At 35.8% G+C, this 17,010-nt stretch carries 17 protein-coding genes, 2 tRNA genes and 1 pseudogene; 11 read left to right on the top strand and 9 right to left on the bottom strand.

Translation table 11 applies throughout. The features are described from left to right. The first annotated feature begins 46 nt into the window (after window positions 1-46). The 3 genes from typA (at window position 47) to ubiH (ending at window position 5,133) form a co-directional block, all read left to right on the top strand. On the top strand, window positions 47-1,876 hold the full coding sequence (typA, locus tag ABWU38_RS05075; protein ID WP_253309662.1) for a translational GTPase TypA: 1,830 nt from the start codon (window positions 47-49) through the stop codon (window positions 1,874-1,876). A 545-nt stretch (window positions 1,877-2,421) separates the two neighbouring features. Then, window positions 2,422-3,432 (top strand): Mrp/NBP35 family ATP-binding protein, encoded by a 1,011-nt coding sequence (locus ABWU38_RS05080; protein WP_353272601.1) that lies wholly within the window; start codon window positions 2,422-2,424, stop codon window positions 3,430-3,432. 552 nt (window positions 3,433-3,984) lie between these two features. Next, window positions 3,985-5,133: a 2-octaprenyl-6-methoxyphenyl hydroxylase gene (gene ubiH / locus ABWU38_RS05085; protein WP_253309980.1), complete on the top strand. Its 1,149-nt coding sequence runs from the start codon at window positions 3,985-3,987 to the stop codon at window positions 5,131-5,133. A gap of 120 nt (window positions 5,134-5,253) precedes the next feature. On the opposite strand, the gene ABWU38_RS05090 is transcribed toward ubiH, so the two are convergent. Together ABWU38_RS05090 and ABWU38_RS05095 are read right to left on the bottom strand one after the other, a co-directional pair. Further along, window positions 5,254-6,255 carry a gamma-glutamyl-gamma-aminobutyrate hydrolase family protein gene (locus ABWU38_RS05090; protein ID WP_353272830.1) on the bottom strand — a complete coding sequence of 334 codons (1,002 nt, stop codon included), beginning with the start codon at window positions 6,253-6,255 and terminating at the stop codon, window positions 5,254-5,256. An 80-nt stretch (window positions 6,256-6,335) separates the two neighbouring features. Further along, window positions 6,336-6,408, bottom strand: a tRNA-Phe gene (locus tag ABWU38_RS05095). A gap of 81 nt (window positions 6,409-6,489) precedes the next feature. Between ABWU38_RS05095 and coaD the strand changes: the two genes are divergently transcribed. Both coaD and ABWU38_RS05105 read left to right on the top strand, forming a co-directional pair. After that, on the top strand, window positions 6,490-6,996 hold the full coding sequence (coaD, locus tag ABWU38_RS05100) for a pantetheine-phosphate adenylyltransferase (RefSeq protein ID WP_253309665.1): 507 nt from the start codon (window positions 6,490-6,492) through the stop codon (window positions 6,994-6,996). Between the two features lie 68 nt (window positions 6,997-7,064). Continuing rightward, the gene (locus ABWU38_RS05105; protein WP_253309666.1) at window positions 7,065-7,256 is read left to right on the top strand and encodes a zinc-finger domain-containing protein; all 192 of its coding nucleotides are present in this window, start codon (window positions 7,065-7,067) and stop codon (window positions 7,254-7,256) included. A 24-nt stretch (window positions 7,257-7,280) separates the two neighbouring features. Here ABWU38_RS05105 and ABWU38_RS05110 read toward each other — a convergent pair whose 3' ends face one another. After that, window positions 7,281-7,907 (bottom strand): phosphatidate cytidylyltransferase, encoded by a 627-nt coding sequence (locus tag ABWU38_RS05110; protein WP_253309667.1) that lies wholly within the window; start codon window positions 7,905-7,907, stop codon window positions 7,281-7,283. Next, the gene (uppS, locus tag ABWU38_RS05115) at window positions 7,897-8,592 is read right to left on the bottom strand and encodes a polyprenyl diphosphate synthase (RefSeq protein WP_353272602.1); all 696 of its coding nucleotides are present in this window, start codon (window positions 8,590-8,592) and stop codon (window positions 7,897-7,899) included. The genes ABWU38_RS05110 and uppS overlap by 11 nt, the downstream gene beginning before the upstream one ends. 173 nt (window positions 8,593-8,765) lie before the next feature. On the opposite strand from uppS, the gene ABWU38_RS05120 reads away from it, so the two are divergent. Next, window positions 8,766-8,978 carry a hypothetical protein gene (locus ABWU38_RS05120; RefSeq protein WP_265016780.1) on the top strand — a complete coding sequence of 71 codons (213 nt, stop codon included), beginning with the start codon at window positions 8,766-8,768 and terminating at the stop codon, window positions 8,976-8,978. A gap of 124 nt (window positions 8,979-9,102) precedes the next feature. Here ABWU38_RS05120 and frr read toward each other — a convergent pair whose 3' ends face one another. From frr to rpsB, 4 genes are read right to left on the bottom strand one after another with little or no spacing between them, the layout of a single operon-like run. Then, window positions 9,103-9,660 (bottom strand): ribosome recycling factor, encoded by a 558-nt coding sequence (frr, locus tag ABWU38_RS05125; protein ID WP_164224746.1) that lies wholly within the window; start codon window positions 9,658-9,660, stop codon window positions 9,103-9,105. A 7-nt stretch (window positions 9,661-9,667) separates the two neighbouring features. Next, window positions 9,668-10,402 carry a UMP kinase gene (pyrH, locus tag ABWU38_RS05130; protein WP_182182811.1) on the bottom strand — a complete coding sequence of 245 codons (735 nt, stop codon included), beginning with the start codon at window positions 10,400-10,402 and terminating at the stop codon, window positions 9,668-9,670. A gap of 10 nt (window positions 10,403-10,412) precedes the next feature. Beyond that, on the bottom strand, window positions 10,413-11,273 hold the full coding sequence (gene tsf, locus ABWU38_RS05135) for a translation elongation factor Ts (protein ID WP_264732175.1): 861 nt from the start codon (window positions 11,271-11,273) through the stop codon (window positions 10,413-10,415). Further along, window positions 11,254-12,102 (bottom strand): 30S ribosomal protein S2, encoded by an 849-nt coding sequence (rpsB, locus tag ABWU38_RS05140; protein ID WP_353272603.1) that lies wholly within the window; start codon window positions 12,100-12,102, stop codon window positions 11,254-11,256. Before rpsB ends, tsf begins: the two co-directional genes overlap by 20 nt. A gap of 192 nt (window positions 12,103-12,294) precedes the next feature. Here rpsB and ABWU38_RS05145 point away from each other — a divergent pair. The 5 genes and pseudogenes from ABWU38_RS05145 to ABWU38_RS05160 all read left to right on the top strand — a co-directional run bounded on the left by ABWU38_RS05145 (window position 12,295) and on the right by ABWU38_RS05160 (window position 16,625). After that, window positions 12,295-12,371 (top strand) — tRNA-Asp (locus tag ABWU38_RS05145). 137 nt (window positions 12,372-12,508) lie between these two features. Then, entirely contained in the window at window positions 12,509-12,955 is a 447-nt protein-coding gene (gene yajC / locus ABWU38_RS05150; RefSeq protein ID WP_353272604.1) for a preprotein translocase subunit YajC, read from the top strand. Window positions 12,956-12,987: 32 nt separating this feature from the next. Then, window positions 12,988-14,799, top strand: a complete 1,812-nt coding sequence (gene glmS / locus ABWU38_RS05155; RefSeq protein ID WP_253309670.1) for a glutamine--fructose-6-phosphate transaminase (isomerizing) — start codon at window positions 12,988-12,990, stop codon at window positions 14,797-14,799. Window positions 14,800-15,003: 204 nt separating this feature from the next. Continuing rightward, window positions 15,004-15,140, top strand: a pseudogene (locus ABWU38_RS08415) (IS4 family transposase); the annotation flags it as partial. Window positions 15,141-15,515: 375 nt separating this feature from the next. Further along, window positions 15,516-16,625: a hypothetical protein gene (locus tag ABWU38_RS05160; protein WP_353272605.1), complete on the top strand. Its 1,110-nt coding sequence runs from the start codon at window positions 15,516-15,518 to the stop codon at window positions 16,623-16,625. 158 nt (window positions 16,626-16,783) lie between these two features. Here ABWU38_RS05160 and ABWU38_RS05165 read toward each other — a convergent pair whose 3' ends face one another. After that, window positions 16,784-17,008 carry an ankyrin repeat domain-containing protein gene (locus ABWU38_RS05165; protein ID WP_253309672.1) on the bottom strand — a complete coding sequence of 75 codons (225 nt, stop codon included), beginning with the start codon at window positions 17,006-17,008 and terminating at the stop codon, window positions 16,784-16,786. Window positions 17,009-17,010: the final 2 nt, after the last annotated feature.

Here is a 17,010-nt window from a genome sequence, read left to right on the forward strand (position 1 = left end):
TATTTTATGTATACTTATTACTAAATTAATTTTGAAATGATAGAAAATGAACGAATTTAAATCGATCCGTAATATAGCAATAATCGCACACGTTGACCACGGTAAAACTACTTTGCTTGATAACATGTTAAAACAAAGTGGCACGTTCCGTGAGAATCAAGAAGTTCAAGAGCGAGTTATGGATAGTGGCGACCAAGAACGTGAGCGCGGAATTACAATACTTGCAAAATGCACATCAATAATGTGGGGTGATGAAAAAATCAATATTATTGATACGCCAGGGCACGCAGACTTTGGTGGAGAAGTAGAAAGGGTATTGTGCATGGCAGATGGTGTGTTGCTGCTGGTTGACGCTGCGGAAGGTCCCATGCCACAAACTAAATTTGTGTTGTCAAAAGCACTAAAAGCAAATTTGAAGCCAATTGTGATAATCAATAAGGTCGACCGACCAGACAGCAGAATTGATGAAGTATTAAATGAAATATATGAGTTATTTTTTAACCTTGATGCAACCAACGAGCAGCTAGATTTTCCAGTGTTGTATGCTTCAGGTAGAAATGGTTGGTGTGCTAAGGAGCTTTCTGATGAAAGAAAAGATTTAAGCCCATTATTTTCAACGGTTATAGATTATATAAAACCTTCTGTTTATGATCAAAATGCCCCTTTTGCTATGTTGGTCACTCTACTTGAGTCTGATAAGTTTCTTGGCAGAATATTGACAGGAAAGGTTTATCAGGGCGTTGCAAAAGTCAATTCAGATCTTAAGGTACTTGATCTGGACGGTAAAGTAATTGAACGAGGGAGATTAACTAAGTTGCTCTCATTTTCTGGCTTGAAACGTATTCCAGTAGAACAAGCTGTGGCGGGAGACATAATTGCAATTGCAGGACTTGAGAAAGCTTCAGTTTCTGACACTATAGCAGTACCAGAGGTTACAACTGCAGTAAGCTCAACTCCAGTTGATCCGCCGACGATGGCGATTACTCTGAGTGTTAATGATTCACCTTTTGCCGGACAAGAGGGAACAAAGCTTACCTCAACCGTTATAAAGGATCGTTTATATGCAGAAGCAGAAACAAATGTTGCAATTACCGTAACTTTGGCATCAAGTGGTGAAGCGTTTGAAGTAGGTGGACGTGGAGAGCTACAGCTTGGAGTGTTAATTGAAAATATGAGGAGAGAAGGTTTTGAGCTTTCAGTATCACGCCCTCGCGTGCTATTTAAGGAAGAAGATGGCAAAAAACTTGAACCTATAGAGGAAGTAGTAATTGATGTAGATGATGAATATAGTGGAATCATCATGGAAAAACTCAGCTTCCGAAAAGGTGAAGTGACTGACATGAGACCTTCTGGTAATGGTAGGACAAGATTAACGTTTTTAGTGCCATCAAGAGGATTAATTGGTTATCAAGGAGAGTTTTTAACTGATTCTCGGGGCACAGGCATAATTAACCGTTTATTTCATAGTTATGCTCCACATAAAGGTCCAATTTCTGGAAGGCGCAATGGAGTTTTAATTTCTACAGATAAGGGTGAGGCTGTGGCGTATGCAATTTTCAATTTGCAAGACAGGGGAATTATGTTTATCAAGCCACAGGATAAGGTATATTGTGGCATGATTGTCGGCCAGCATAGCCGTGACAATGATTTGGAGATAAACGTGCTAAAAGGTAAGCAATTAACAAACGTAAGAGCTTCAGGTAGTGATGAAGCCATAAAACTCACTCCTCCAAAGATAATGACACTGGAGGATATGATAGCGTATATAGATGATGATGAATTGGTGGAAGTAACTCCAAAATCTATACGTTTACGCAAGAAATTCCTTGATCCAAATGAACGTAAGCGTGCAGGAAGGGCAAAGAATAAGGAGTAGAGGTTTCTTTTTGCAGGTAATTTTCGTAGCAGCGTACTATCTCGCTTGTCAAGCGTTTAAAACATAAAAAACGCCAATATTTTAAAGCGGATAATAACCACGGGGCTTCTTTTGCCTTTTTTTTTATTTAGTAAATTTCTTAATGTTTGTAGCTAAAGTAACTTAGGTTCACCGACAACCGTCATCCCACTACGTGTTAGCGGGATCTATGTTAAGAGATACCGCGAATGAATCGCGGTATGACGTGGGACTGCTGTCATTCCAGTGCTCCTTTTTTTGTCATCCCAGTGTGTGACACTGGGATCTAGAAAAAAAGAACCAGTGTCAGCTACTTTCATGACATCATCATAAAGTAAACCAGTGTCAAGCTACTTGGATGACAGGAGAAGGGGCTACTTGGATGACAAGAAAGAGGCTACTTTCATGATACTGTCATAAAGTGAACCAGTACTTGGCTTGTGTTCTAGGCAAAACCTGCTATAACATTTAACATACTGTTTCCGAAACAAATGTTCCGCACTGGGATCTGCTATGTAAGAGGTCTAATGATCAACGAAGAAATTGTAAGAGAGAACTTAAAAAAAGTCATAGAGCAAAAAAGCGGTAAAGATGTGATCGCTCTTGGCATAATATCCTCAATCATTATTAAAGGCGGGGACATTGGTTTTGCGCTTGAAGTTGCCGGTAACACGCAAGCAAACGAAGAATTAAGAAGAAATTGTGAGCAAGCTGTTAAAGCTATACCGGGGGTGACAAAAGTGATCGTGGTTGCTACTTGTCAAAAACAAACTGGGCAACAAAAAGCTAAATTACATATCGAAGGAGTGAAAAATATAATCGTTGTGGCCTCTGGTAAAGGCGGTGTGGGCAAGTCCACAGTTGCGCTAAATCTTGCTCTCTCATTAGCAAAGTTGAAACATAAAGTTGCGCTGGTTGATGCAGATATATATGGTCCTTCAATTCCTAAAATGCTTAGCACTGAAAAATTAAAGCCAGAAATACAGGGTGGAAAAGCAATACCTATAGAAAGGTATGGACTGCATACTATTTCAATCGGCTATTTTGTTGACAAGGATCGTGCAGCAATATGGCGCGGACCTATGATCACAAAAGCACTTTATAATCTGCTCATGGGAACAAAGTGGTCCGATATAGAGTATTTGATAGTTGATACACCACCTGGAACTGGCGATGTGCATTTAAGTCTTATGGAAAATTTTAACTTAACCGGGGCGATAATAGTTTCAACTCCACAGGAGCTCTCTTTAATCGATGCTCGCAAAATTTATGATATGCTTAAAAAGCTCAGTATACCGATTATTGGCATTGTGGAAAATATGAGTTATTTCATTCAAAATGACTCAGAAATATACATATTTGGAAAAGACGGCGCAAAAAGAATGTCTGAGGAGCTGGGCATCAAACTATTAGGCAGGATTCCTCTGGATCCACAAATATGTCATGTTTCTGATTGTGGAAATCCTTTAATGCTAAGTGAAGATTTGGCAGAGATTTATGAAGACATTGCTAAAGATGTTATAGCTAAAGTGGATTAGGTTTACCTATAATTTGAAAAACCGTCATTCCGCTACTAGTTAGCGGAATTTATACCGCGAATGAATCCACAACTGTACGAACATTGTCTACCAGAAGGGTGTCATCCTAGTCTGGGATCCAGGAATTTTATTAAGTATAAAAATAGCTGTTTTATGTTAAAATACAACGTTTTGATGATTATGGAAAGGCTGGATTCCAGACTGGAATGACATCATCCTTTTTTCTGAATTCCAGTGTCAGCTACTTCCATGACATCATTATAAAGTAAAATGAGATCCCAGTGTCACGCACTGGGATGACAAGAAAGGGCTACTGGGATGACAAGAAGAGGGCTACTGGGATGACAGGGGAGTTGCCTTTTTTCTACTTAGTTTGGGTTATGCAAGAAATCTAATATGATTACTTCTATGCTTAGCCATTTTCAAGACAGGTTCTAAGAGACTTAATTTGTATATAGGAAAACCTTAAAGTCTTTTACTCATAGTATACAAAGTTTGTTTAAACTATTTTCAAAATAGATAAAATATAATTTTACAATTAGCGTGAATAAAATGAATTATGATGTAATCATTTCAGGTGGTGGGTTACTTGGTCTTATTACTGCAATTGGCCTCAGTTGTGACTCTGTGTCTGTAGCTGTGATTGAAAAAAATAGTCTACCACGTGTAGTAGATGACAACCGAGCATTTGCTATTTCTCAAGGCTCGAAAAAAATATTGGAAAAATTAGGGATTTGGCAGTTTATAGAAAGCGAAGCTGAGCCAATACTTGATATATGCATATTAGATGCGGTTACTGTGCATTACAATCATAAAATGGTTGGTGAAGAACCAATGGGTTATGTTATTAACAATGCTACTATATGGAATGCAATCAACAATAATTTTCTGAATAAACTAAATATATACTCTCCACATTCCTATAAAACAATTGCTTGTGATTCAGGATATGTGGAAGTTATTCTTGATAATAACCAGGAATTAATATCATCGCTACTTATCTGCGCTGAAGGCAAAAACTCTAAACTACCAGAGTTATTTTCTATACCGACAGTGAAATTTGATTATAAACAAAGTAGCATAGTATTTAATGTAAAGCATGAACTGCATCACCAAAACTTAGCTGTAGAGCGTTTTTTTCCTGGCGGTCCATTTGCAATTCTACCGATGAAGGGTGGCTATACTTCTTCGATAGTTTGGACAGAAAAATCTGGAATTTCAAAAATGCTAATGGATCTGTCTGAAGAAGAATTTATTATAGAGCTCAAAAAAAGATTTGGTTCTTATTTAGGAGAGATAAAATTAGAGGGTGAAAGAAAACTTTATCCTTTAAGTTTTGTTTTCGCAAAAAAGTTATATAAGGGTAGAGTTTTGCTTATCGGCGATGCAGCACATTCAATTCATCCAGTTGCAGGTCAAGGGCTTAATCTTGGAATTAGAGATGTAGAAAGTGTTATAAAGCACATAGTTGCTGCAAAAGCATCTGGTATTGATGTTGGCAGTAGTTATTTATTAAAGAAAATTTCACGTAACAGATACTTTGATAATTTTACAATGGCGCTTGCAACTGATGGATTAAATAGGATGTTCTCCAACAGAATATTCTGCGCTAAAGCACTAAGAAATCTTGGCTTGATTGCAGTTGAAAATTCAAATTTTCTCAAAAAAAGCTTCATTCGGCATGCTATGGGATTTATATAAACTACTATTTTATAGCTAATGCAAGTCATACCGCCGCGGTATCTCTAGATACCGCTAACAAGCAGCGGGATGACGAATTTGTCGTTTATCAAATCGTTGGTAAATCTAAAGCTATAGCCATTAAGCACGATAAAGAAAATCATTTATAATCGCTATAGCAACTAGTGTAGACACTTGACGTTCCTTGTGATTTGATAAATAGAGGTTTTTATCTGATTTTACAACAAGAGCTTCTGGATGACATTGAAAGTAAATATTACCGTGCTTATCTTCAATAGCCTCTATTACCCCATCACTGGAAAATGCTGCAACTTTATATCCAAGTAACTCCAATTTTCTTCTATTTTCTGGTGTATTACTTACTGCCCCTGAATGAGCATCTGGAAAATATGTTGAAAACCAGCCATTTTCATTAGGTATTAAGAATTTAGCTACTAATTCCGCTAAACGACTGTTTGGAACGATCTTTATCTGCTGGAGAGGTGCATCCTCTTTATGTGGATTAGATGCTGATTTTAAATGAGATCTTTGCTTCTCTTCATCACTCACAACACTCACTACTTCAATTCCCTTTGCATTCATTATGCCTTCACATATGCCAAGTAAATGAATTGCAGGGTTATCATCCACTATTTTTGCAATTGCTTCAGTAACAAGCTGGCGACAAGGAGTGGGTGCTGAGTGTAAATTATCCGGAATAAATATTCTATTTATTTTGTGCTCTTTAATAAACTTTGCAACTTCAATTTTTATTCGGTCTAATGTCAGCTTCTTTGCCAATGTTTCATCTTGTTTTGCGAGATTAAGTGACTCTGTCTGAATTTTTTTAAGGCTAATTATCTTATTATAATCAATCAGTACAGTCTTAACCCCAAAGTTATTAAACATCTCGTAGATATTTTGAGATAGCCCAAGCTCATGTGCTTCTTCCGTTTTCAACAAACCAACAACTATGTCATTATTTACTGTATTTTCTGCCGTCAAGGCAGTTGACGCTGGTTCTTCTTTTCTGGTTACATGTTGAGATGCCGGTTTTTCACTAACGCCAGCATAAGTAATATTGCTTAATAATAGAACTATAATTAATAAGATCTTAAATACTTTATTGTAATATTTATACACCATAACTTGCCTCTCTAATATTTATATTACGATATAGAGTATTTTATAACAAAAAGGCAAATTTGCCAAGAAAGAGAAGGTGGCCTGAGCAGGAATCGAACCAGCGACACAAGGATTTTCAGTCCTTTGCTCTACCAACTGAGCTATCAGGCCAACTGTATACTTTCATTTTTAGATAAAAAATGTTATTATGTCTATCAAAAGTTTTTAAAGTAGTTTATATAAAAATAAAGGATGAACATTAATAACAGAATAGGAATCTACCCTGGCACATTTGACCCTATAACTTTTGGGCATATTGACATAATCAAAAGAGCGTGTAAACTAGTCGATAAATTAATAATAGGAGTTGCAGAAAACGTTAATAAGCATGTTGCCTTTGACACAAAGCTACGCACAAGCATGGCTGAAAGTGAAATCAAAGGGCTAGGAATTGATGCAGATGTTATATCTTTTAATGGGTTGCTAGTGAAGTTTGCCAAAGAGCAGAATGCTTCTGTTATTATTAGAGGATTAAGAGCAGTATCGGATTTTGATTACGAGTTTCAAATGAGTTGGGTAAATTATAAACTTCTTCCTGAAATCGAAACCATATTTCTTCCTGCTTCTGAAGATACTCAATTTATCTCATCAAGTTTTGTAAAGGAAATAGCAAGATTAGGAGAAGATGTTAGCAAATTTGTATCAAAAGGCGTTCAAAACGAATTGATTAACCTGAATAGGATAAAAAATGGAGAATAGTGCTTGTTGTTTTTTATTTCTGAATGGGTATATTCAATATATAAAATGTTATAAGCTAAAGGAGTAGCATGTCAAAAGTGAGGGTTAATAATAGAAAAGTTTGTTGTCATGGTGATGAGAATAATGAGGGTTCCGGCCATCCATTAATATATTTAGATATGGGAGAAGAAGAGGAAATAGCCTGCCCTTATTGTGAAAAGACGTTTGTCCATGACTGTACTGTAGAAGCGGTTGGGGAGCTGACTAGGGATGACCTCTAATGGCACTTTGTTTCTTCTGCAGACTTAGCTTATGTAAATAGCAAGAAGAGGGGCAGTAAAAATGAAACTATCCATACGATCGAGCACTCCTCCATGGCCAGGTATCATACTTCCACTATCTTTAACACCGTAAGCTCTTTTAACAAGCGACTCAGTGAAATCGCCAAGTTGCGCTAGAATAGCGATTGCAAGGCCAATGATTGGAGAATAAAAAATTGAAAATAGACCAAAAAATATTGATCCAAAAATTGTGCACACTACTCCAGCTAAAATCGCACCAAGAAGTCCTGTCCAAGTTTTTCCAGGGCTAAGAATTGGGCAAATTTTAGCTCCACCAAAATTCTTACCAAATAGGTAGGCAGTAATGTCAATTCCCCAAATGGTTAAGACGAACCATACTAATGCGTATTTTCCCTGTGGTAGGTTATATAAATATATTAATGAGGCGCTTGGTAGTGCAATCAATAATAATGCGAAAACATATAAAATTTTGTTTCCTTGGGTTAGATTATACCATTCAAAAGAAGATAAAACTGCTATTGAAAAAATCAATAGGTAAAACGATAAATCACTGAAATATGTAGCAAAGGAAAATATGAATAATATTACTATTGAGGACAACATTCTAATTATAAAATTATTATCTACCATATTTTTTCTCTCTTTTTGTATAATCTTCTAATGCTTTACTCAAATCTTGACAAGAAAAATCAGGCCATAAAGTATCACAAAAATACAATTCAGCATAAGCTGCTTGCCATAATAAAAAGTTGCTTAATCTTTTTTCGCCGCCAGTGCGAATTAATAAATCCAATTTTGGCAGATCTTTAGTATACAGAAATTTTTCAAATTCCTCTTCTGATACATAAGCAATATTTTCTTTTATAATATTGCTTATAGCTTGTGTAATTTCTTGCTTTGCTCCGTAACTGACTGCCACAGTGAGTAATAAACCATCGTTCTTATGTGTCATTTCTTCTGCTTTTTTAATTTGATCCAATATTTTACTGGATAACAGACTTAAATTGCCAATAAAATTCAACTTAATGTTACAGTTGCAAATGAAATTGACTTTATCTTCATTAGTTAAAACGGAGTAAAATAAATCAAATAGACAGTCAGTTTCGTTTTTGGGTCTAAGCCAATTCTCCATAGAGAATGCATACAAAGTTAAGTAGGGTATGCTTAGGTCCGTACAATACTTGGCAATATCGTATGCAACTTCACTGCCCTTTTTATAACCATCAATTTTTACCTTTCCTTGATTGTTCGCCCATCTACCATTACCATCCATAATAATTGCTAAATGTTTCGGTAAAGATTCTTGATTCAACATTTAAAGTTCACCTAAACCACCCGATATCATCTGAGTGCTTAACATATCACTGTACAAAAATAGTGATTTAGTAGCAATCTCTACTTGAAAGGTGTCATCCCAGTAGCCCTTTTTCCTGTCATCCCAGTGCGTGACACTGGGATCTAAGTATAAAAATATTTGCAAATTATGCAATGAACAACAGATTCTTGGGGCATATAATGTCCATGATGAAAATAAGATGTATCCCAGTGTCACGCACTGGGATGACAGGAAAGAGGGAAATGGATAACAGATTCTTAGAGCATATAATGTCCATGATGAAAATAAGATGTATCCCAGTGTTACGCACTGGGATGACAGGGAAAAAAGGCACTGGGATGACAAAAAAGAGGACACTGGAATGACATCATTTACTGTATAATACTGTGCAATATTGCAACGTTCATACAGTTGTGTGTCGACTACCTCCATGACACCTTTGCATATAATTTTTTCTTTTTCACTACTGAAGGTTTCTTTCATATTACCTTAGTGATGCAATATATCCTTTTCTTTGATGGACAATTCACCATCAATCTTTTTTATATTATCATCAGTAATATTTTGTATTTCCTTCTTAGCACCATGAAAATCATCTTCTGAGATCTCCTTATTTCCCTTCATTTTCTCTATTTCTTCCATAACATCTCTGCGTATATTTCTGATGGCAATCCGCGCATTTTCAGAAAACTGATGCAATAATTTTACTAATTTTTCACGGGTTTCTTGTGTTAAATCCGGAAGAGCTATACGTATGGTATTGCCCTCAACAACAGGATTTAAATTCAAGTTGGCATTTAATATAGCATTTTTCACTTCACCTACAACATTAATATCCCAAACTTTAATTGATAGGGTTTTGTTATCTATAACTGAAACGCCTGCAACCTGATTTAACTTTTGATGTCCACCATAGATATTTACAACTATACCATCAAGCAACGATGCGCTAGCTCTACCAGTGCGTACGCCTTTAATATCATCATGAAAGGACTGAATAGTTTTTAGCATTCTTTCTTTTGTTTTAGCTTTTATTTCATTTAACATAAATTACCTACTGTTTACAATCTGAAACTATAGTATAAGTACCTTGACCCTTAATAATATTGACTATTTTTTCTCCCTTCAAAGAAAAAACTATAATTGGAATAGAATTCTCACGAGCAAGTGAAATTGCTGATGCATCCATAACTTTTAAATCACGAGTCAATAAATCCGTGTAAGAAAGCCTATCATACATTACAGCATCCTCATTTTTTTTCGGATCAGCGGAGTATACACCATTTACTTGTGTACCCTTTAGAATAACATCACAATTCATTTCAACAGCACGTAAGGCTGCAGCTGTATCTGTAGTAAAAAATGGGTTGCCTGTGCCTGCTGCAAAAATTACCACTCTACCTTTTTCTAAATGACGAATAGCTTTCCTTCTTATGTAAGGTTCACATACAGTGGCCATGGGTATTGCAGATAATACCCTAGAAGCTACTAAATTTTTTTCTAAAAAGTTTTGTAAAATTAAAGCATTGATTATAGTTGCAAGCATTCCAATATAATCACTGCTTGCTCTTTCACAGCCACTTAAAGACGCAGATGCGCCACGAAAGATATTACCACCACCAACAACAATACATACCTGAACTCCAAGCCTGTTAACATCAGCTATATCTTTGCATAATTGGCTTATTATTCCCATATCATGGCCAAAAGACTGTGACCCCATCAAAGCTTCACCAGAGATCTTCAATAACACTCTAGAGTATTTTACTTTATCTGCTAAGGAAGACATTTCTTGCCATTTAGTTTGCACTGCCCAAAACAAGTAACTTGTAATCAGATAATTTAATAGCACTCACCTCGCTTGATTTTATAAAATCAGAAACCTTCATTTTATCATCTTTTATGAACTTTTGTTCTAGTAAAACAACTTCTTCATAGTACTTAGCCATTCGTCCATCTACTATTTTTTTTGCTACTTCTTCAGGTTTATTTAAGCTCCTTACTTGCTCTTCAATTATAGAACGTTCATTTTTCAACTTCATTTGATCTAAATCATCTATAGACAAAGCTTCAGGCTTCATAGCAACTATGTGCATCGCTATTTGTTTTCCAATTTCCTGTAACTTTGCCTTATCACCGGGTGATTGCAATGCAACTAAAGCGCCAGTTTTACCTAAACCACGTACATCACCGTGTACATAACCAGCAACAACTCCATCCTTAGTCTCTAGGTAACAAAGCTTGCTCAACTCTAACTTTTCACCAAGAACTGACGTACCATTCATAATAGCTTCCTGCACTGTGCCAATGCTTTCATACTTGGCATTTTTTAACTCATCAACGCTGATACAGCGTTCTTGATGAGCAATTGATGCTAAATTTGAAACTAACTCTATAAATTTCTCATTCCTTGCAACAAAATCGGTTTCGCAATTGAGTTCAACCAATGCACCATAATTTTCAGTCAAACACATAGCAACGAGCCCATCTGAAGCTACTCTATCAGATTTTTTGTCAGCTTTAGCAAGACCTATTGTACGCAACTTATCAACGGCTTTCTTGATGTCACCATCACATTCTTCTAATGCTTTTTTACAGTCACTTAAGCCAAGCCCTGTCCTATCACGTAATTCCCTTATATTATCTGGATTCATCTTCATTTGTTACTACCTCCCCTTCTTCTTCTTTGTAAACTTTACTACGTTTCCTTTTAGTTTGCACAATACTATCTTCTTTTTCTTGAATAAACTCATCACCTTTTATATTATCAATCTTAACTCCAGATCTTGCTAGACTAGACTCTATTCCAGCTAATATAGAGTCGGTAGCTAATTTACAATAGAGCTCTATTGATTTTCTTGAGTCATCATTTCCAGGTATTAGATAAGTAATATCATCTGGATCAGAATTAGTATCAAGTATTGCAACTATTGGAATTCCTAACTTTTTAGCCTCCTTAACCGCAATATGCTCTTTATTAGTATCAATGATGAATAAGATATCAGGAATTGCTCCCATTTCTCTAATACCACCAAGCGCCTTATCAAGCTTTTGCTTTTTCTTTTCAATGTTCCCCAATTCTTTCTTTGTTAAAATGCTATCCTCGTCATTTAATATTTCCTCATATTGTATCAAGGTTTTTATCGAAGAAGAAACAGTGCCCCAATTAGTAAGCATACCACCAAGCCATCGATGATTCACATAATATTGACCACAACGAATCGCTTCACTTGCAATAATATCAAAAGCTTGAAACTTTGTACCAACAAATAGAATGCGACCACCTTGAGATGCAACGTCATATAAAGCCTTCATGGCCACCTGTAGCAATGGTAATGTTTTTCGCAAGTCAATTATATGTATACGATTTTCTTGATGCACTCCATATATGTATGGAGCCATTTTTGCGTTCCAGCGACTAATTTTGTGACCAAAATGTACACCAGATTCGGCTAAATCACGCACAGTGACTTCAGGCAAATTTGTCATATATCATTCCTCCAAATAGTTTATCTTCCATGGCATAACCCTAATGGGACTACTTGTACAAGCCATGTGTGAAATTAAATTATTTACATAGTGATAGAAAAGACAGCAAAGCGCAAACAAAAAATATTGACAAAGGGCAACATGTTTATTAGCTTTAAAGTCGAAGCCTGAAAACGCTAAAAAGAAATTAGGGGGGGTGTAGCTCAGTTGGTTAGAGCGCATGCCTGTCACGCATGAGGTCGTGAGTTCAAGTCTCATCACTCCCGCCATAGTGGTTTTAGCATAATCTAAAATCCGCAATATTATTGCCGGTATTTAGAAACGTTTTCACCAGACTTGACATGGCATGGTATTGTAATTAATACTTAAATAGGTTTGTTTTTATCATTAACAATTAGGATTAAATATGCTCATTTCTGAAGTTTTTGCAGCAGATGCAACTAGCAATGCATCAAGTATCGGCGCATCTTTTGCTAGTTTTATTCCATTGATTTTAATATTTGTGGTATTTTATTTTCTTATTATTCGCCCAAACCACAAAAAACTAAAAGAACATAGAAAAATTATAGATCAAATAAAACATGGTGATACAGTCATTACTTCTGGCGGGATAATAGGTGAAGTTAATAAAGTTGATGAGGCAAATGCACAATTTATAATAGAAATAGCACCAAAAGTTGAGGTGAAAGTCCTAAAGTCCGCTATATCTGAAGTTTTAAACAAAGAAACTCAAAAAGTGGCAGCTAAACCAATTGAAAAAGGCAAAATCGAAAAGAGTGATAAAAAGAATAAAAATCAACCACCAGAGGAAAGTAAAAAGGGAAAAGATGATAAAGGCAAAAATGCTGCATAACTTTAAAAGAAAGTTCATTTGTTGATCCATTTGTGTGCGGAATATTTGGTGTAGTAAGTAGCGGTGATTCAGTAATACCAACTTTACTAACTGGGTTGCAAAAATTGGAATATAGGGGATATGATTCCTCAGGTATAGCAATCATAAATAACGAAGGCGAGATAGAAGTCAAAAAATCAGAAGGTAAAGTTAAAAGATTGTATGAAGTTGTTGATGAAAGCAAGATGTCTCACAGTACAGTTGGTATAGCACATACTCGCTGGGCTACACATGGAGTTCCAGGCCTTAAAAATGCTCATCCCATTCATACAAATAATGTTGTTGTTGCTCATAACGGCATAATTGAGAATTACAATCTGCTAAAAAAGGGTCTAGAAGAAAGGGGAATGTTATTCCATACTGATACTGACACAGAGATCATACCAAATATGCTAACCTTATATCTTGATGAAGGATTGTCGCCAGTTGATTCTCTATTTAAGTGTTTAAACAACTTACATGGCTCATTTGCCTTGGTCTTATTATTTGCAGAATATCCAGATGCCTTATTTGTTGCGAAGAGAAATTTGCCTTTAGCAATAGGCTATAACTGTAACACAGTGTTTGCTGCATCTGACTCTAATGCTTTAAGTGCATTTGTGGAAAGAATATCGTATTTGGAAGATGGTGACATTGCAGTGATAAAATCTAGTGGAGTTAGTATATACAACAATGGTACACAAGTTAAACGTAGTATAGAAAATAGTAGTCCAAGTGATTTTCTAATTAGCAAAAATGGGTATCCTAGCTTCATGTTAAAAGAGATTTTTGAGCAACCGCGTGCATTAAACAAAACAATAAATCAATTTTACAAGCAATATAAAGAGGTCAACAAAAAATTGTTTTCTGAGCGGAGTTACATTACTATAGTTGGATGCGGGTCATCTTATTTTGCCGGGCTAATAGCAAAATATTGGCTGGAAAGTGTCGCTCAAGTTCGAGTATATCTAGAAATCTCATCAGAATTTAGGTATAGCAACGTCAAGCTAGAAGAAGGCAGCATTGGGTTATTCATCTCTCAATCTGGCGAAACTGCAGATACCATAGAAGCGCTGCGTTATGCGAAATCACAGAAGCAAACAATCATTAGTATAACTAACACATTTAACAGCAGCATTGAAAAGATCTCAGATATTGTGTTACATACTCTTGCTGGGCCAGAAATTGGTGTTGCTTCAACAAAAACCTTTTCTGCGCAACTTGCAACTTTAGCATGCTTTGCCGTGGAGCTTGGAAAAATAAAAGGTATACTGGGTGGAGAGAGAATAAAACAGCTAAGCAGTGCTATCAATTCTATCCCCGAGTATGTTGAGCACGTTTTGAATGTGATGCAAATACAACATATATCAGGTAGTATATTAGAGCACAATAACGTTATTTTAATTGGCAGAGGAAGTTCATACGGAGTTGCAATGGAAGGTGCATTGAAGATAAAAGAGCTTTCATACATCAATACAATTGGTATTGCAGCGGGAGAAATGAAGCACGGTTCTATTGCTTTAATAGACTCTACTGTGCTTGTTATAGCAATTATCCCTTATGATAGTTTATTCTTTAAAACGCTATCTAATATACAAGAGATTATTGCAAGAAAAGGCAAAGTAATTGCCTTCAGTGATAAGCAAGGAGCGCCATTCCTAAGGGGAGTTTGCGCAGATGTGGTGCAACTTCCAGACACTGATAATTTTATCTCTCCTATCATCTATAGTGTTGCTATGCAATTCCTTGCTTACTATACTGCAGCAAAAAAAGGGTTAGATGCCGATTGTCCAAGAAATTTAGCTAAGTCTGTCACGGTTGAGTAGTCCATTTAAAGTTAAAGCTAGACTTCTAATTAAGGTAACCGTTCACTCAATGGCGTCAACTTAAGGAAAAATGTCTGCGATTGTGTGTAAAATTTCTCTCTAAAATTTTTACCATTAAATTACCCAAAAGCTGCAATAAACAGCACTTTTGTTTCTGTTTTATTCCAACAAAGAAGTCTAAAATGTGTCCTTTTTAGGTGAAACATGCAAAAAGGGAAAAATCTTATTTTACAAATTAAAAATACAATATACTCGAAAACTTTTCAGAAGATCCATTTTGTTGGAAAAAAAGTTTCACACGCACAAGAAAACTTCCTTTTACGACAGTATTAGACTTCCTGCATAACCAATAACGAACTTTTATTGGGAATAGAGACGAAAAAACCTACTTGACAAACTCCGCCAGCCCCCCTTATCATGGTATTGAAGGTATTCATTTATCTTCAATCTGTGCAGATTAAACGACAACGGACTCTTGTTTCAATGTTAAACAAAATACCATAGAACTCAAGAAGACAATTCCTAGAAAATTTCTACATCCAAAAAAAGGCAAATCGTCTTAATGCTGTTTCAATGTAAAAGATAAGCTAAATTTTTACAAGGAAAACATTTCAAGCAGCAAGACACCTTTGATTGAAAAAGAGCACCAAATTTATGGAGCGAGCAACTGCAACTACTACAACTAAATCAATAAATCTTAATAGGGGAAAAACATTATGAAAACGTCAAAACTGACATTAGTATGTGATATATATGAGTTAACAAATAAAGATGGAAAGAATATTCAAAAGCTAGCAAGAGAAATAGAGGAAGGGAAAGGTATTGCTGGAAGGTTCAGAAATGGAATATTTAAAAAATCCAGCTATAACGTAAGCACGATTCTTTTAGCAAAAATAACTTACAAGTATCAGGGTAGAGAGGAGACATTATCACTACTACATTATGCTATAAGTCATAAAAATAATCAAGCTGTAAAAGATCTTTTAGAAGAAGCCAAAAAACAAAAACTATTAAAGGAAGTTCTGAATGAAGAGATGACCACAAAACATTCAGATGGTCGGGAAGAAATTCATACAATACTTACAGATGCTATATCACGTAGAGACAATGACATGATTAGAGCAGTGTTAAAGATCTCTGAGGAAAATGGTATCTTGAAAGAGATTGTCAAAAAAAGAATAACGATAAAACATTCAAATGGCGAGGAAATGACTTACACCCCATTTACCTATGCTGAAGCGCGTAAAAATAGTGAGGCTGTAGAAGAAATCTTAAAATTCTCCGGAGAACTTTTTAATAAGAGAGCAACCCAGAAGCCCACTGTTGTAACAGCCAAAACTACTACAGCTAAAGATGAAAATAGTAAGGAAGTGCATGAAGTATGTAAATATAGTGTAATAAATATAGAGCATAAAGATGCTACTCACGTAATTGATAAAGCTACAGAAACTGACACTAAATTATGTAATATAAATAGTGAAGATCTTCAACCTATATGTGAAAGCAGCGAAGAAGTGCAAAATGATTCAACTACTGTAGAGCCAACTTCCGTTGATAGAGCTGACAGCCCATCTTTCGCTGAGCCATGTAGTGGATCTGGCAACACTGTGACCCTCAACACGGCAAAGACAGGCAATCGTAGCAGGTATTGTTGGCACAGCGTTATTGGTGAGCGGTGTTGTATTTTATGTTTTGAAAATCGATGTCACAGTAGCAGTAGCTGTGGGAGTAGTTGGATTGGTGTGTATGAGCTTTGCGCTGTACAATATCATAAACCCCAACACCAAGCTCGAGAAAGTGGAAGATGTAGAACAGCTAATTGTTGAGTCTTCTTTGAATCCAACATAAAAGTGTATATTCAAAAAATCATAATCATCAAGAAAATAATTTCTTAAGAATAATCTCTAAATTATTAACTCAATATTTATTTCCCTGCTATTTCTCCTTACCTTGAGCGTATGAGGTTTTGAATAGCTCCCAAAAATCACTTCTGCAACCTAGTATTGCCACTACAGGTAGAAACTCCTTCAAGACTAGAGTTAGGAGTAGGTAATAGTACATTAAAAAATTCTATAATATCTTGCTTGTTTTGTGCAATAGCTAAACCCATAGGGGTATTTTTATAATTATCTTCAACATTAATATTAGCCCCTTTTTCCACAAGAAACTTGGCTGTATCTAAGTGACCATAAGAAGCAGCAAAGTGCAAAG

Source organism: Wolbachia endosymbiont (group A) of Urophora cardui (assembly GCF_964028435.1).
Classification (GTDB): Bacteria; Pseudomonadota; Alphaproteobacteria; order Rickettsiales; family Anaplasmataceae; genus Wolbachia.

Coding starts and splice junctions, on each gene's coding strand:
- pyrH (WP_182182811.1), bottom strand. CDS start 10,402: ATGTCTTCCTTAGCAGATAAAGTAAAATACTCTAGAGTGTTATTGAAG.
- rpsB (WP_353272603.1), bottom strand. CDS start 12,102: ATGACAAATTTGCCTGAAGTCACTGTGCGTGATTTAGCCGAATCTGGT.
- frr (WP_164224746.1), bottom strand. CDS start 9,660: ATGTTAAATGAAATAAAAGCTAAAACAAAAGAAAGAATGCTAAAAACT.
- uppS (WP_353272602.1), bottom strand. CDS start 8,592: ATGTTGAATCAAGAATCTTTACCGAAACATTTAGCAATTATTATGGAT.
- coaD (WP_253309665.1), top strand. CDS start 6,490: ATGAACATTAATAACAGAATAGGAATCTACCCTGGCACATTTGACCCT.
- ABWU38_RS05105 (WP_253309666.1), top strand. CDS start 7,065: ATGTCAAAAGTGAGGGTTAATAATAGAAAAGTTTGTTGTCATGGTGAT.
- ABWU38_RS05080 (WP_353272601.1), top strand. CDS start 2,422: ATGATCAACGAAGAAATTGTAAGAGAGAACTTAAAAAAAGTCATAGAG.
- ubiH (WP_253309980.1), top strand. CDS start 3,985: ATGAATTATGATGTAATCATTTCAGGTGGTGGGTTACTTGGTCTTATT.
- ABWU38_RS05110 (WP_253309667.1), bottom strand. CDS start 7,907: ATGGTAGATAATAATTTTATAATTAGAATGTTGTCCTCAATAGTAATA.
- ABWU38_RS05120 (WP_265016780.1), top strand. CDS start 8,766: ATGAACAACAGATTCTTGGGGCATATAATGTCCATGATGAAAATAAGA.
- ABWU38_RS05160 (WP_353272605.1), top strand. CDS start 15,516: ATGAAAACGTCAAAACTGACATTAGTATGTGATATATATGAGTTAACA.
- typA (WP_253309662.1), top strand. CDS start 47: ATGAACGAATTTAAATCGATCCGTAATATAGCAATAATCGCACACGTT.
- tsf (WP_264732175.1), bottom strand. CDS start 11,273: ATGAAGATGAATCCAGATAATATAAGGGAATTACGTGATAGGACAGGG.
- yajC (WP_353272604.1), top strand. CDS start 12,509: ATGCTCATTTCTGAAGTTTTTGCAGCAGATGCAACTAGCAATGCATCA.